The organism is Aliamphritea ceti (assembly GCF_024347215.1).
Classification (GTDB): domain Bacteria; phylum Pseudomonadota; class Gammaproteobacteria; order Pseudomonadales; family Balneatricaceae; genus Amphritea; species Amphritea ceti.
Map to the genome: position 1 here is coordinate 1,448,444 of NZ_AP025282.1, position 14,244 is coordinate 1,462,687.

Here is a 14,244-nt window from a genome sequence, read left to right on the forward strand (position 1 = left end):
TTATTTATTAAGTTGCTCAATGAAGGTGGTAAGTTCTGCTGCAGTCTCCGGGTGCTGGAGTCCGTACGCCAGGTTTGCTTGCAAAAAGCCTGTTTTATTACCGCAATCGTATGTTTTACCCTGCATGCGGTAAGCTTCCATCGTTGCTTCTTTGATTAAGGCGTCCATGGCATCGGTTAACTGGATTTCATTGCCTGCGCCAGGTTCGGTCGTGGCCAGCAGGTCCATAATGCGTGCCGGCAAAATATAACGTCCTACGACCGCCAGATCGGAAGGGGCTTCTTCTGCAGCAGGCTTTTCGACAAAACGTACTACTGGAGTTGATTTGCCTGCTTCAGGTGTAATCTGCTTGCAATCTGCGATGCCGTATAAGCTGACTTTATCTTCAGGAACAGTTTCCACCATAATTTGTGCAGCATTACTGGCTTCGAACGCTGAGATCATGCAGGCAAGGTCGTTTTTTGTTTGGCTGAAATTATTCACCAGCACATCTGGCAGAATCACTGCAAATGGTTCGTTATTAATCATGCTGGCAGCGCACTGAACTGCATGCCCCAGACCCAGAGCGTGAGACTGTCGAACTGACTGAATAGTTACGTCGTCCGGGACAATATTGGTAATTGCTTCAAGCAAAGCTGTTTTGTTTTTACGGCTCAGTTCTGCTTCTAGTTCGTAGTGTGTATCGAAATGGTCTTCAATGGCGGATTTCCCACTGCGGGTAACCAGAATAATGTCTTTAATGCCTGCGGCGACAGCTTCTTCTACAACATGTTGGATAACCGGTTTGTCTACAACAGGTAGCATTTCTTTCGGAATTGCTTTTGAGGCAGGAAGAACACGGGTACCTAAACCTGCAACCGGGATAATAGCTTTGCGAACAGTTGTCATGATGTTGATAGCTCTCTGTTAATCTTTGATTATTGCGTGTTTATTTTGTCTGAAAAAGATCAGGCATTATTAAAGCTGGAGTATGTTGCTTTTTGTATCTCGGAAGAATTGGCGTCACAGACAAACATTACTGCAAAAAATCAGTATATCGTTTTAAGCGTGAGGACCAAAGGTTGCAAGTGATGGTTAGTTGCTTTGTTTTTCTGGGGTGTAACGGGATGTGTCAGCATTATTCAGTGTTTGTAGAATAGGTTTATACGTCATATCGTCTGAAATGAGCATTTCTTGCTCGAGATCTTGTGTCAGGCGCACAAATAAACGCTCCATGTTCTCAAGTTCCTGTGTGTAGCGGTTTGCTGATGTTTGAGAAGTCATCTGAGGTATTCTCCGTGTAATTGTTTTTCTTCCGGTTGTTATGGAAGGCCTTTCCGTAGGCTAATCTGTAGTACAGCTATTCTATCAGAAGAACTGGTGGATTGAAGTGTCTGAATTATACCTGAATACATAGATAAAGCTTGTTACTGCGGAGTCTCTGAAAAAATTAACTTAGGTCATTGGATTCGTAATATGGTCTGTTGATTGCTAAATAAAGCTTGCTTGCATAGCAGGCATACAATAATTTAGCCGGGCTTTTAATTCAGATCGGAGATTTAGTCATGGGTCATGCTAAGCAAGACGTTCCATTTCAGCCTTTAAATATTGCGGTATTAACAGTATCTGACACCCGTACGCCGGAGAACGATACTTCTGGTGATGCTTTAGTTGCCGGGTTAACGGAGGCTGGTCATCAGTTGGCGACCCGTACGATCTGTATTGATGACGTGTATCAGTTGCGGGCGGTTGCCTCTGCCTGGATAGCAGATGCGGAGATACATGCAATTTTAGTTACTGGCGGGACGGGTTTTACGCTGCGTGATTCTACACCTGAAGCCATGACGCCATTATTCGATAAGCATATAGAAGGCTTTGGTGAGTTATTCCGTCAGGTTTCGTATCAGGAAATTGGCACATCAACAGTGCAGTCCCGTGCTTTTGCAGGTATAGCGAACCGAACAGCTATTTTCTGTATGCCGGGCTCGACAGGTGCCTGTAAAACAGCCTGGAATAATATTATTTGTGAACAGCTGGATTCCCGTCATCGGCCATGTAACTTTGTTGAAATGGTAATGACGTCCGCAGTTGCAACTGCGTGCGGGAGCCGGGGATGAGTGGCTGCGGGTGTGATACACAAAAGCAGCAGGCGCTGATGCCTGTTGCTGAGGCGTTGAATGCCATGCTGGAGCTGGCGCAGGTTAGCAAAAACCATGTTGATCTGGCTGTGGAAAGTGCTCTGGGAAGAGTGTTAGCAGAAGATGTTTATTCTTCTGTTGATGTACCGCCGCAGGATAATAGTGCGATGGATGGTTATGCGCTAAACGCGGCTAGCCTGGAGCAAGGAAAGCGATTTTATATTTCTCAACGTATTCCGGCTGGAGTTGCACCACAGTTGCTTGAGGTGGGTACTGCTGCACGTATTTTTACTGGTTCAGAAATTCCGCCTGGAGCGGATGCCGTTGAAATGCAGGAAAATACTGTTAGCGGTGAAGATGAACAGGGTGTTTGGGTTGAATTTAAAGAGCCGGTTCGTTCTGGTGCGAATATACGTCCGAAAGCTCAGGATATCGCATCTGGCCAGGTAGTAATGAAAGCTGGTACGCGGTTACTGGCTGCTCATCTGGGGGTGTTGGCTTCAGTCGGTGTGGCCAATGTAAAAGTCGTACAGCCTCTGACGGTAGCTATTCTGACAACTGGCGATGAATTGGTTATGCCCGGGAGTCCGTTGCAGCCAGGTCAGATTTATAATTCGAATCTGTTTACGCTGAAAGGTTTGTTGCAGGGGCTAGGTCTTAATATTCTGGACTTAGGGACAGTAGAGGACACCTTTGAGGCAACTGAGGCTGCGCTTTTAAAAGCTGCTAACGGAGCTGATTGTATTATCAGTAGCGGCGGTGTTTCCGTTGGTGAGGAAGACCATGTTAAAGCTGCAGTGGAAAAACTTGGTAAGCTGAACCTGTGGAAAATGGCTATTAAGCCGGGTAAGCCGTTGGCGTTTGGTGAGGTTGCGGGTACGCCGTTTATTGGTTTGCCAGGAAATCCTGCGTCTGTATTTGTGACCTTTGCTATTCTGGCGAGGTCTTACTTGTTGAAATCTCAGGGTGCGACAGAATTTCTGCCACAAATCTTTAAGGTTGCTGCAGGCTTTAATCGTACAAAAGCTATTTCCCGTCAGGAATACCTTCGTGTTGAGCTGGACGCTGGTAAAGCTTGTCTGAGCAGAAGTCAAAGTTCTGGAATTCTGAGTTCTGCGGCCAGTGCAGCTGGGTTTATGATTGTGCCTTGTGACACTCAGGTGGTGGAAGGTCAGTTTTATGATTTCATTCCATTGAGTGAAGTGTTGAATTAGGTAGTATATTTCGCAAGCATCGACGAAATAATAATTGGGTGGCTGGATGATTAATGTGCTGTTTTTTGCTTCAATTCGTGAAACTTTAGGGCTTGAGCGGACAGAAGTTGCTTGTGGTGAAGCATGTTCTGTTGCTGATGTGGTTTTGTCGCTTCGTCAGCGTGGTGATGTCTGGAATGATATTTTGGGTAATGCGGATCTGTTGTGTTCGGTTAACCAGGAGTTGGTTGCTATGGATGCGCAGCTGAGTGATGGTGATGAGTTAGGGTTATTTCCACCGGTAACAGGCGGTTAATGCGTGACAATGCTAAATCGTGATGTTGTCAGCGGCCTGGTGCTAGCTGGTGGACAGGGACAACGCATGGGCGGTGAGGATAAGGGTTGGGTAGAGTTCCGGCAGCGGCCTTTGGTTGAGTATGCAGTACAGCTTTTACGCCCAAGAGTGTCTTCGTTACTGATTAGTTGTAATCGTAATATTCCTCGTTATTCTGAGTTGGCCGACATTACAGTTGCAGATGAACTTGAAGGATATCAGGGACCATTGGCGGGTATTCAGGCTGCTTTGAGAGTCTGTGAAACAGATAATCTGTTGATTTTGCCATGCGACACGCCCTTGTTAAGCGATCAGGTAATTGAACGACTCTTGACGGCAGCCGCAGATCAGCCGGAGCATATCTGTGTGTTATCTGAAGCTGAATGGTGGCATCCATTGCATGCAGTTATTCCCCGTCAATATGCGGGCTCGCTTGATGAGTGGTTGAGCGAAGGGCGTCGTGGTGTACAGGGATGGATGCGTAAACATCCGTTTTGTGAGGTTGACGTAGGTGATTTAGCTGGACAGCTGCAAAATTTGAATTCACCAGATGAACTGCAGATGTAACAAATACGAATTGTCATTAAATGTAATGCAGAATTAGCCGGGCTCACAGAGTCCGGCTTTTTTGTTTCAGGGCTGTTAGCACCAAGCGCCTTTAGTAGCAGGGAAGCTTATGTTGCGTTGCAAAGTAAGCGGGGTCTATGTAGAGTCCCCCGCAGATTTGAAAACAGACTATTTGGATGTGTTATGACCCCCTTAGAACGCTATAAGGCTGATTTGGAGCGGGAAGGCTTTAGCTATGATCCTGCTCAGGAAGTGGCAGTTAAGCATTTGCAGCGGTTATACGAGAATATGCTCGCAGCTCAGCAGGAAAAACCTAAAGGCGGTTTATTGCAGCGCTTAACAGGGCGTTTTAACAAACAGCCGGTTGAGCCTGTGCAGGGGTTATATTTCTGGGGTGGAGTAGGGCGCGGCAAAACCTATCTGATGGATACGTTTTTTGACAGCTTGCCTTTTGATAATAAAGAGCGAACACATTTTCATCGTTTTATGCAGCGGGTTCATAAAGAGCTGCGGTTGCTGGATGGTACGCCGGATCCTCTGGTTGTTATTGGTAAAAAGTTTGCGTCTGAGTTTCAGATTATCTGTTTTGATGAGTTTTTTGTAACAGATATTACTGATGCCATGATATTGGGTGGGCTGTTAGAGCAAATGTTCGCCAATGGCGTCACGCTGGTTGCGACATCGAATATTGTGCCTGATGGTTTGTATGCGAATGGTTTGCAGCGTGAGCGATTTATTCCGGCAATCAAGTTGCTGAATAAATACACTGATGTGCTTAATGTCGATGGCGGTGTGGATTATCGTTTACGAACCCTTGAGCAGGCGGAGTTGTATCATCACCCGCTGGATGCGGCTGCAGATGTGAGTCTGAATACCAGCTTTGAAAATCTGGCACCTGACCTTGAGGAGGTTGTCGAGGCAGAAGTGTTGGAAATTAATGGTCGTGAAATTAAGTCTCGTCGTTGCTGTGAAGATGTTGTCTGGTTTGATTTCGCTGAACTGTGCGAAGGTCCCCGGAGCCAGAATGACTATATTGAGCTTGCTAAAATCTTCCATGCGGTTTTGCTGAGCAATGTGCCGCAGTTGGGGCGTGCTAATGATGATGCTGCCAGGCGTTTTATAAATCTGGTTGATGAGTTTTATGACAGCGGCGTTAAATTGATAATATCTGCTGCTGCGTCAATTCCTGAGATTTATACGCAAGGTGGTCTGGAATTTGAGATTGCCCGGACTCAGAGTCGTTTGCTGGAAATGCAGTCCCATGACTATCTGGCAAGAGAGCATCGTGCTTAATTTCAGACGTCATTTATTGGAAGAGCAGATTTCTGAAGGGCTTCTTTGAAGAAACTATCAATTTAATGGGTAATTAAGCGTAAACAGGCTTGGTTTATCTGAGGTGCTGCATTATAATGCGCGCCTCTTGTTATTGGGTTCAGTGAAAGCCGTTCAAAATAACTGGGTTATATGAAGTTGTCAGAGAGGTTTACGCTTCGCTGGCAACCAATAATTATAAGGTCGTCGGTCTTGTATATATAAGATCAGACTGATGTAAAGGCGAAAATATCATGAGTACATTTAGCGCAAAGCCTGCAGAGGTAAAACGCGATTGGTATGTTGTAGATGCTGAGGGTCTAACCCTGGGTCGTCTGGCTACTGAAATTGCCCGCCGTCTGCGTGGCAAGCACAAACCTGAATACACACCTCACGTTGATACTGGCGATTACATCGTTGTTGTTAACGCTGAAAAAGTTCACGTAACCGGTAACAAGCGTAAGGATAAAACTTACTACCGTCACACTGGTTACCCTGGCGGTCTGCGGGAAACTTCTTTCGAGAAGATGGTTGAAACTCACCCAACCCGTACTATCGAACTGGCCGTTAAAGGCATGCTGCCTAAAGGTCCCCTGGGTCGTGCTATGTACACTAAGATGAAAGTGTACGCTGGTGCAGAACATCCGCATGCGGCTCAACAGCCACAAGAACTGACTATCTAAGGGGCAGGTTGAATTATGTCTACTACTCAGTATTACGGCACTGGCCGTCGTAAATCTTCTACCGCTCGTGTTTTCCTGCGTCCGGGTACTGGCAAGATCACTGTTAACCAGCGTACTCTGGAAGAGTATTTTGGTCGTGAAACTGCGCGTATGATTGTTAAGCAGCCTCTGGAACTGACTGACAACGTTGAAAAATTCGACGTTTATGTAACAGTTAAAGGTGGTGGTAGCTTCGGTCAAGCTGGTGCTATCCGTCACGGTGTAACCCGTGCACTGATGGAATATGATGAGACATTACGTCCTGAACTGCGTTCTGCTGGTTTCGTTACCCGTGACGCACGTGAAGTTGAGCGTAAGAAAGTGGGTCTGCGTAAAGCACGTAAGCGTCCACAGTTCTCCAAGCGTTAATATCGCTTCGATACGACTTTCGTATCATCCAGAAAACGCCCTGGCTCTTGCGGTCCGGGCGTTTTTTTGTGCCTGTTTTTCAATCCTTTGTGCAAGGTCAACTATAGGGGTAAAAACGCCGTTTTGCGGTGGAATTACCTTGTAAGAAGCAGGGATTTTCTTTAATATTTGGCGCATTTTAAAAATCCGTTAAATCGGTATTCATTACGAGCAGCCATGATTTCCGCATAAGCGGGGGTGCAAGGTTGAGTGAGGGGAGAAAGTCTTAATGAGTAATGACGGCGTGAATAAGGGGCGGCGACGTCTCCTAGTCGGTGCCACCTCTGTTGTCGGAGCTGTGGGTGCTGTAGGAGCTGCGGTTCCATTCGTAGCTTCATGGTCACCCAGTGCTAAAGCCAGAACAGCGGGTGCTCCGGTTACAGTAGACGTCAGTAAGATCGAGCCGGGCCAGCAGATAGTTGTACAGTGGCGTGCCAAGCCGGTGTGGATTGTCAGTCGTGGTGCGCAAGCACTTGAAGATCTGGCTAATCTGGATCCGAGCCTTACAGATCCACTTTCGGAAGTGCCGCAGCAGCCTGATTATATTCCGCATACACCAGCTCGAGCGCTTCGTGAAGATTTGTCAGTGCTAGTGGGTATTTGTACGCACCTGGGTTGTTCGCCAACATATCGTCCGGAAATTGCTCCACAGGATCTTGGCGATGAGTGGGTAGGTGGTTTCTATTGCCCGTGTCATGGTTCTCGATTCGATTTGTCTGGTCGCGTGATTAAAGCGTCTCCTGCGCCAAGCAATCTGGTGATTCCGCCGCATCATTATGCGGAAGATAATACTCTAATCATTGGTATCGATCCGGAGACTGTGTAATGGCTGGCTCACGAAATAAAGGTAATCCAGGTCTGATGGGCTGGATTGATGATCGTTTCCCGCTTACAGCGATGTGGGATGATCACCTGGCGAAATACTATGCGCCAAAAAACTTCAACTTCTGGTACTTCTTTGGCTCCCTGGCTCTGTTGGTTCTGGTTAACCAGCTGCTGACCGGTATCTGGCTGACGATGAGTTATACGCCAACTTCTGAAGAAGCTTTTGCTTCTATCGAATACATCATGCGTGATGTCGAGTACGGCTGGTTGCTGCGTTATATGCACTCCACTGGCGCTTCAGCATTCTTCGTTGTTGTTTACATGCACATGTTCCGTGGTCTGCTTTACGGTTCTTACCGTAAGCCGCGTGAGTTAGTGTGGATCTTCGGTATGGCTATCTATCTGGCACTGATGGCAGAAGCTTTCATGGGTTACTTATTACCATGGGGTCAGATGTCTTACTGGGGTGCTCAGGTAATCGTTTCTCTGTTCTCTGCGGTGCCAATTGTCGGTCCTGACCTGGCTGAGTGGATCCGTGGTGACTATGTGATTTCCGGTATTACTCTGAACCGTTTCTTCTCATTGCACGTTGTTGCATTGCCTATCGTCCTGTTGGGTCTGGTAGTTATGCATATTATTGCTTTGCATGAAGTAGGTTCGAACAACCCGGATGGTATCGAGATTAATGAGAAGAAAGATGAAAATGGTATCCCTCTTGACGGTATCCCATTCCACCCTTACTACTCTGTGAAAGATATTGTCGGTGTTGTTGTGTTCCTGTTTGTCTTCTGCATGATCATCTTCTTCTTCCCGGAGATGGGTGGTTACTTTATTGAGAAGCCAAACTTTGAGCCTGCAAACCCGCTGAAAACACCTGAGCATATTGCTCCGGTATGGTACTTCACGCCTTTCTACGCAATGTTGCGTGCTATACCGCCTATTTTGGGATCTCAGTTCCCGGGTGTTGTAGTAATGGGTGGTGCGATTGCTATTTTGTTTGTATTGCCTTGGCTGGATCGCAGCCCTGTTAAGTCTATGCGCTATAAGGGAATGTGGAGCAAAATCTGGTTAGTAATTTTCGCTATTAGCTTTGTGGTTCTGGGTTACCTGGGTGTTGTAGCATCTTCACCTGAACGTACTCTGGCAGCACAGATCTTTACTGCTCTTTATTTTGCGTACTTCTTCCTGATGCCGTTCTACACCAGAATGGAAAAGACTAAACCGGTACCAGAAAGGGTGACAGGCTAATGAAAAAGTTTTTTATCACATTGATGATGGTGTTGCTGCCTGCTGCAGGTCATGCTGCTGGTGGCGGTGTGCCTCTGGACAATATCGACGTCGATCATACTGATAAGGCGTCACTGCAGCGCGGCATGACAACTTTTGTTAACTACTGCATGGGTTGCCACTCTGCTAATTACCAGCGTTTTGAGCGTGCGGCTATCGATCTGGAAATCCCGGTAGATATGGTTGAAGAGAACCTTATTTTCGGTACTCAGAAAGTTGGCGAGCAAATGACTATTGCTATGTCTCCTGCTGATGCAGGTAGCTGGTTTGGTGCTCCGCCACCGGATTTGACGCTTGAGTCACGTTTGCGTGGTGAAGACTGGTTATACACATATCTGCGTAGCTTCTATAAAGATGCTGAGCGTCCTTGGGGTGTTAACAACGTAGTATTCCCGGACGTTGGTATGCCTAACGTGCTTGAGGGCTTGCAGGGCGTACAGTCTAACCACTGTACACCTGATGAGCTGAAGCATCAGGAGAAGAAGATTGATCCGCTGACCGGTATGACCATGGGTGGTTGTCTGACTCAGAGCAAAAAAGGTACGCAGTCTGTAGAAGAGTTTGATCAGACTGTATACGATTTGGTTAACTTCCTGTCATACATGGGCAACCCTGTATTGGAAGAGTCTAAGGAGTTGGGTACTAAAGTACTTATCTTCCTGGCTATCTTCTTCGTATTTGCTTTCGCTCTGAAGAAAGAATACTGGCGCGACATTCACTAACGCGTTTTAATAGTATGCTTTACGGATACGCGACCCTGTTATGGGGTCGCGTATAGTTATTTTTAGGAATCAGGAAAAGGGTGATTTAATGGGCGTAGTGGCCAAGCGTTCTTCCATGACTTTTTACTCTAATGGTACAGACCATTACAGCCATCGCGTACGTATTGTGCTGGCAGAAAAAGGCGTGGCAGTCGAAATTAATGATTGTGATCCGAACAACTTGCCGGAAGATCTTGCATCATTGAATCCGTACAACAGCCTGCCAACTCTGTTGGATCGTGAGTTGGTGTTGTATGAGCCAAATGTGATGATGGAGTATCTGGATGAGCGTTTTCCTCATCCACCGTTGCTACCTGTTTATCCTGTAGCGCGTGCTGAAAGTCGACTGTTTATGTATCGTATTCAGCGTGACTGGTCTTCACAGGTTGATGTCATTCTGAACAGCGAAGATATGGATCAGGTTGATACAGCGCGTCAGCAGCTGCGTGACAGTCTGGTAACTATTTCTCCGATCTTTGGTGAAAAAGACTTCTTCATGAGTGAAGAATTTACATTAGTGGATTGCTGTATTGCTCCACTGCTGTGGCGTTTAGAGATTCTGGGTGTTGAGTTACCTGAAGCTCAGTGTAAAGATCTGCTGGAATATATGGAGCGTTTGTTTGAACGTGAATCTTTCCAGTTAAGTCTTTCTGAGGAAGAGCGCGAAATGCGCGACTAAACTACATGGTATATCCAGAGGGATTACGCTTTAGCTTAATCCCTTTTTTTATGCCTGATTATTGGCTTAGAGTGATAAATATGAATCCAAGCAGACCTTATCTTGTACGTGCATTGCAGGAGTGGATTTTAGATAATAGTTGTACACCGCATTTGGCCGTTGATGCGCATGTCGAAGGCGTGGTGGTGCCAACTCAGTTTGTCCAGGACGGGCAGATAGTGCTGAATATTTCCCCATCGGCGGTGCAGAATCTGTTTATAGATAATGATGGTGTTAGTTTTAATGCCCGTTTTGGCGGTGTGCCAATGAATGTTTTTGTGCCTATGGTCGCGATTATGGCTGTGTATGCGCGTGAGAACGGCCAGGGGATGGGTTTTGGTATGGAGCCGGGTGCTGAGCTGTACGAACAGCAAGCAGCGGGTGAGGCTGAGTTTACGCGGGATGAGCCTTTGCTTGAAGAAGCAGAAGATAAGCCTAAGCCTGGGAAGAGGCCAAGCCTTAAGGTTGTTAAGTAGTCGCTGTTATATATGCGGCAATAAAAAAAGGGTCACGATTGTGACCCTTTTTTTATTGTTGGGTGTGGCAATTAAGCAGTGCCATCGTCAACATATTCAAATATTTTAATGATCTTCTGGATGCCGTTCACTCTGCGAACCAGGTCGACAGATTTGTCAGCTTCGTTCCGGGTTACCAGGCCCATCAGGTAAACAACACCGTTTTCAGTAACAACTTTAATGCGTGTTGCGTCGACAGCTTCGTCACCCAGCATGTTGGCTTTTATTTTTGCTGTAATAAAAGCGTCGCTGGCGCGGGTGAGTGCGGAGGTTGGGCTGGTCAGTGTGAGTTCATTGTGAACGCGTCGGATTTTACGAATCTGACCAACAATTTGCTCTGCTTCCAGTTTACTGCGTTCTGAAGCAACCTGGCCGCTAAGCAGCACAATACCGTTAAAGCTGGTAACACTGATATTGCTTTGCTGGAGTTCCTGAGAACCTTTGCTGATGTTAACCAGGGCTTTTACTTCGATGAGTTCATCATCGATGTAGCTACCTGTTGTGCGGCTGCCAACATCTTCCTGAACTGGTTCTTCGCGGGCTGCGCCGATAAGACTGGCACAACCGCTAAGAATAGCGCTGGATAAAATTAAGGCGATGACTCGTTTCATTTATTCTTCTCCGCCGAATAGCTGATAATCAATAAGGTCACATAAAGCGTGTAAAACCAACAGATGCGCGCCATAAATCAGGCTGTAATCATCTGCCGGAATGCAAAATTCTACTTCATCAGGAAGTAATAGAGACTGGATGTTGTCATTAGTTCCGCCGGTAAGAGCGATAACCATCATGTCACGGTCATGGGCGGCTTGTATTGCCTGTACCAGATTCTGAGAACGGCCGTCTGATGAGGCAATAATCAGCAGGTCTCCGGGTTGTCCCAGTGCGCGTATTTGCTTAGAGAAAATGTCGTTGTAGTGGCCGTTATCGCTGATGCCTGTTATGGCGCTGCCATCGCTAGAGAGGTTTATCGCAGGTAGCCCCGGGCGCTCATGGCGGAACTGGTTAATGAGCAGGGAACTGAAGTGTTGAGTCAGTGCTGCTGAGCCACCATTGCCGCAACACAGAATCTTACTTTCTGAAATCAGGCAGTTAAGGAGAAGTTCGCCAGCATGTGCAATCAGGGGCGTATATTCTTCGATGGTTTGAGCATTAACTTCCATAGTGTTATGAAATAAGTTAATGACGCGATCTTGAAGTACCATCGGGGCTCCTGTGTGGAAAAATACCTCGTTTTCACGAGCTTACAATCTGAAGGCGTCTTTATACCATATAGGTGGGGAATCGCCACCCCCGTGGGCTTTAATGCCTGCCTCAAAAGCAATTACATCAAAGCGACAGTTAAGCTTACCGTATTCAGGGTGCTGACTGAGAAAAAATTCCGCACAATGAATAATTTTTTGCTGTTTACGATAATCGACTGAGGCGCTGGCACCGCCCCAATTTTTATAACTGCGGCTTCTTACTTCGATAAATATCAGGCTGCGCTGCTCCAGCATGATCAGATCTATTTCACCAAACCGACTATTAAAGTTTCGACATATTAATTTAAGTTTTTGTTTGCGCAGAAACTGTTCAGCTTGTTGTTCGGCGTCCTTGCCGAGTTGTTGTCTGTCCATGGCATGTAACCCTTAGGTTAAGGAATTAGTTTAGGTTGTCCTTCCTGAAACACTGCCCAGTCTAGCTCTCTCTGAACGTGGTTGTTATGCTGAATAGACAGGCTGCCGGTTTCACCGTTAATTCTGGCGGTGGGTGACGCTGCCAGTTGATTCAGGTAAGGGTATAGCTGATAGGCATCAAGTCCCAGTGCGTATAATCGACCAAAACGTGAGTCGGTATTTTTACCTTGCTGGGCCAGTCGGATATGGTTATCTGACGGTGAGCGCAGTAACCATGGGCTGCCGGTAAACAGAATGTTGTTCAGGTCCTGATCGCTGATTGGGTTTGGACGACCTGCATAAATGTTTGAAGTTGCATAAACCGGAATATTGCCAGCGTAGAAAAAAGCCAGAGTAGGCTTGATTTGGCGAGCGGCCTGAGGTGCAGCCCCCAAGAATATAGCGTCTACATCTTGACGACGACGTGCTTCTGTTTCAAAGCCAGGGCCAACAATTTGGCGCAATAGCGTGCTGCGTTCTTTGCTTTGATCAATGGCTAGCAGTTGAGTTACTTTGGCTGAGTAGTCGTCTTTATTTGCGTATTCGATGTTATCAAGTACCTGGCCACCCAGGGCGATAAACTCTGCAGAGAAAGCAGTAGTCGCACGTTTTCCCCATTCTGAATCCAGTGTCATTACGAGGGCAGTGCGTTGTCCGTCACTCCAGGCGCGACGCGCTGCCTGTTGTGCTTCATCTTCGATGGCAAGTCCAAACTGGTAAATGTTAGCTGCAGCGCTGCCTGCAACAACATTCAGTGTCAGTGTAGGTATTGGTGCATTACCTGATGCCACCAGATCGCTGACCAGTTGCTTTTCAAGCGGGCCGATAATCAGATCAACACCTTTTTCAGCAGCTATTTGATACAGTGCTTCAGGGCTGGTGATTTGGCTTGAGTCCAGAATAGTAATCTGGGAAGTCTTCTTACCTTGTTGAGCAGCCTGATAATGGGCCGCCATGAAGCCGGTCATAATTGCTTCAGCAGGTTTTTGTAAGCGACCAGTTAATGGCAGAACTAACGCAATATGGTTACTGACAATAACCTGGTTGGTTGCCAATGCTGCCAGATTTGCTGGCGCGGCTGTGTTGGCAGGGTGTGATTGCCATAAAGTCTGCCACTGTTGCAGGTTGTTAGTCTGAGTTGCCAGGTCTGTAGCAGAACGAACTGCCAGTGCCAGTTCGTACCAGCCCTGTTCGGTGTAGCTGTTGTTAGTTGCCAGAGCTACTTGTTCAAGGGTTTGAAGCTCAAGAGCCATTAGTGAAGCCCAGATGCTGTCATGCAGCGCTTCTTTATCTGTTTCCAGTCCGAATCTACCTAAACGAATGAGTTGCTGTGCCTGGCGTAACTGGTCGTTTTCCAGGCCATATGCTTCAGCAGCCATCTGACCAACCTGATATTTCTGATCAGGCTGTAAGCGTGGGTCATCGGTTGGTAATTGCTCGAGATAGCGCAAAGCGGTTGCGCCATCCTGTTGATCGAGAGCAGCTTGCGCACGCAAAGATGCGATATCAAACTTAAGCGTTGGGCTTAAGAGGCGCAGATCAATACCGTCAATCAGGTTAACGGCTTCGTCCTGACGATTTGCTGCAATCAATATTCTGGCTGCCTGGGCTTTTAGGCGGGCTTGCTCGATTGGGGCGGCCTGGTCGGCCTGCATCAGGAGTTTGCTTACCTGTTGCTCTGTGGTTTCAATGACTTGTGGTGTGCCTGTGCTGGTCGGGCTGGTACCACAGCCACCGAGTAATAATGTTGCGCTGGTTGTTACGATTAGAGACAGACGGATTGCAAACGTCATATACTTTCACACCCTGAATAATTAATAGTCCAGAA

At 46.9% G+C, this 14,244-nt stretch carries 18 protein-coding genes; 12 read left to right on the forward strand and 6 right to left on the reverse strand.

What is annotated here, in order from left to right; translation table 11 throughout:
- Positions 1-888, reverse strand: coding sequence for a UTP--glucose-1-phosphate uridylyltransferase GalU (galU, locus tag OCU49_RS06635; RefSeq protein ID WP_261844195.1), 888 nt, complete (start codon positions 886-888; stop codon positions 1-3).
- 186 nt (positions 889-1,074) lie between these two features.
- Positions 1,075-1,263, reverse strand: a complete 189-nt coding sequence (locus tag OCU49_RS06640) for a hypothetical protein (RefSeq protein ID WP_261844196.1) — start codon at positions 1,261-1,263, stop codon at positions 1,075-1,077.
- Between the two features lie 281 nt (positions 1,264-1,544).
- Here OCU49_RS06640 and moaB point away from each other — a divergent pair, with 281 nt between their 5' ends.
- The 12 genes from moaB to OCU49_RS06700 all read left to right on the forward strand — a co-directional run bounded on the left by moaB (position 1,545) and on the right by OCU49_RS06700 (position 10,719).
- Complete coding sequence (moaB, locus tag OCU49_RS06645) at positions 1,545-2,096, forward strand: molybdenum cofactor biosynthesis protein B (RefSeq protein WP_261844197.1); 552 nt, start codon at positions 1,545-1,547, stop codon at positions 2,094-2,096.
- Entirely contained in the window at positions 2,093-3,331 is a 1,239-nt protein-coding gene (locus tag OCU49_RS06650; protein WP_261844198.1) for a molybdopterin molybdotransferase MoeA, read from the forward strand. Before moaB ends, OCU49_RS06650 begins: the two co-directional genes overlap by 4 nt.
- Positions 3,332-3,377: 46 nt before the next feature.
- Complete coding sequence (locus tag OCU49_RS06655; protein WP_261844199.1) at positions 3,378-3,626, forward strand: MoaD/ThiS family protein; 249 nt, start codon at positions 3,378-3,380, stop codon at positions 3,624-3,626.
- 9 nt (positions 3,627-3,635) lie between these two features.
- The gene (mobA, locus tag OCU49_RS06660) at positions 3,636-4,211 is read left to right on the forward strand and encodes a molybdenum cofactor guanylyltransferase MobA (RefSeq protein WP_261845203.1); all 576 of its coding nucleotides are present in this window, start codon (positions 3,636-3,638) and stop codon (positions 4,209-4,211) included.
- 183 nt (positions 4,212-4,394) lie between these two features.
- Positions 4,395-5,504 carry a cell division protein ZapE gene (gene zapE / locus OCU49_RS06665; protein ID WP_261844200.1) on the forward strand — a complete coding sequence of 370 codons (1,110 nt, stop codon included), beginning with the start codon at positions 4,395-4,397 and terminating at the stop codon, positions 5,502-5,504.
- Positions 5,505-5,776: 272 nt separating this feature from the next.
- Positions 5,777-6,205 (forward strand): 50S ribosomal protein L13, encoded by a 429-nt coding sequence (gene rplM / locus OCU49_RS06670; RefSeq protein ID WP_261844201.1) that lies wholly within the window; start codon positions 5,777-5,779, stop codon positions 6,203-6,205.
- A 15-nt stretch (positions 6,206-6,220) separates the two neighbouring features.
- Positions 6,221-6,613, forward strand: a complete 393-nt coding sequence (gene rpsI, locus OCU49_RS06675; protein WP_261844202.1) for a 30S ribosomal protein S9 — start codon at positions 6,221-6,223, stop codon at positions 6,611-6,613.
- 268 nt (positions 6,614-6,881) lie between these two features.
- Complete coding sequence (petA, locus tag OCU49_RS06680; protein WP_261844203.1) at positions 6,882-7,478, forward strand: ubiquinol-cytochrome c reductase iron-sulfur subunit; 597 nt, start codon at positions 6,882-6,884, stop codon at positions 7,476-7,478.
- Positions 7,478-8,725 carry a cytochrome b gene (locus OCU49_RS06685; RefSeq protein ID WP_261844204.1) on the forward strand — a complete coding sequence of 416 codons (1,248 nt, stop codon included), beginning with the start codon at positions 7,478-7,480 and terminating at the stop codon, positions 8,723-8,725. Before petA ends, OCU49_RS06685 begins: the two co-directional genes overlap by 1 nt.
- Positions 8,725-9,486 (forward strand): cytochrome c1, encoded by a 762-nt coding sequence (locus tag OCU49_RS06690; protein ID WP_261844205.1) that lies wholly within the window; start codon positions 8,725-8,727, stop codon positions 9,484-9,486. The genes OCU49_RS06685 and OCU49_RS06690 overlap by 1 nt, the downstream gene beginning before the upstream one ends.
- An 88-nt stretch (positions 9,487-9,574) precedes the next feature.
- On the forward strand, positions 9,575-10,204 hold the full coding sequence (gene sspA / locus OCU49_RS06695) for a stringent starvation protein SspA (protein ID WP_261844206.1): 630 nt from the start codon (positions 9,575-9,577) through the stop codon (positions 10,202-10,204).
- An 80-nt stretch (positions 10,205-10,284) separates the two neighbouring features.
- Complete coding sequence (locus tag OCU49_RS06700; RefSeq protein ID WP_261844207.1) at positions 10,285-10,719, forward strand: ClpXP protease specificity-enhancing factor; 435 nt, start codon at positions 10,285-10,287, stop codon at positions 10,717-10,719.
- Between the two features lie 71 nt (positions 10,720-10,790).
- Here OCU49_RS06700 and OCU49_RS06705 read toward each other — a convergent pair whose 3' ends face one another.
- Genes OCU49_RS06705 through OCU49_RS06720 form a run of 4 tightly spaced genes read right to left on the reverse strand, consistent with a single transcriptional unit; the run spans position 10,791 to position 14,209 of the window.
- The gene (locus OCU49_RS06705) at positions 10,791-11,369 is read right to left on the reverse strand and encodes a BON domain-containing protein (RefSeq protein ID WP_261844208.1); all 579 of its coding nucleotides are present in this window, start codon (positions 11,367-11,369) and stop codon (positions 10,791-10,793) included.
- Positions 11,370-11,963, reverse strand: a complete 594-nt coding sequence (locus tag OCU49_RS06710) for an SIS domain-containing protein (protein WP_261844209.1) — start codon at positions 11,961-11,963, stop codon at positions 11,370-11,372.
- A 39-nt stretch (positions 11,964-12,002) separates the two neighbouring features.
- Positions 12,003-12,377, reverse strand: a complete 375-nt coding sequence (locus OCU49_RS06715) for a YraN family protein (protein ID WP_261844210.1) — start codon at positions 12,375-12,377, stop codon at positions 12,003-12,005.
- Positions 12,378-12,394: 17 nt separating this feature from the next.
- Positions 12,395-14,209, reverse strand: a complete 1,815-nt coding sequence (locus OCU49_RS06720) for a penicillin-binding protein activator (protein WP_261844211.1) — start codon at positions 14,207-14,209, stop codon at positions 12,395-12,397.
- Between the last annotated feature and the right edge of the window lie 35 nt (positions 14,210-14,244).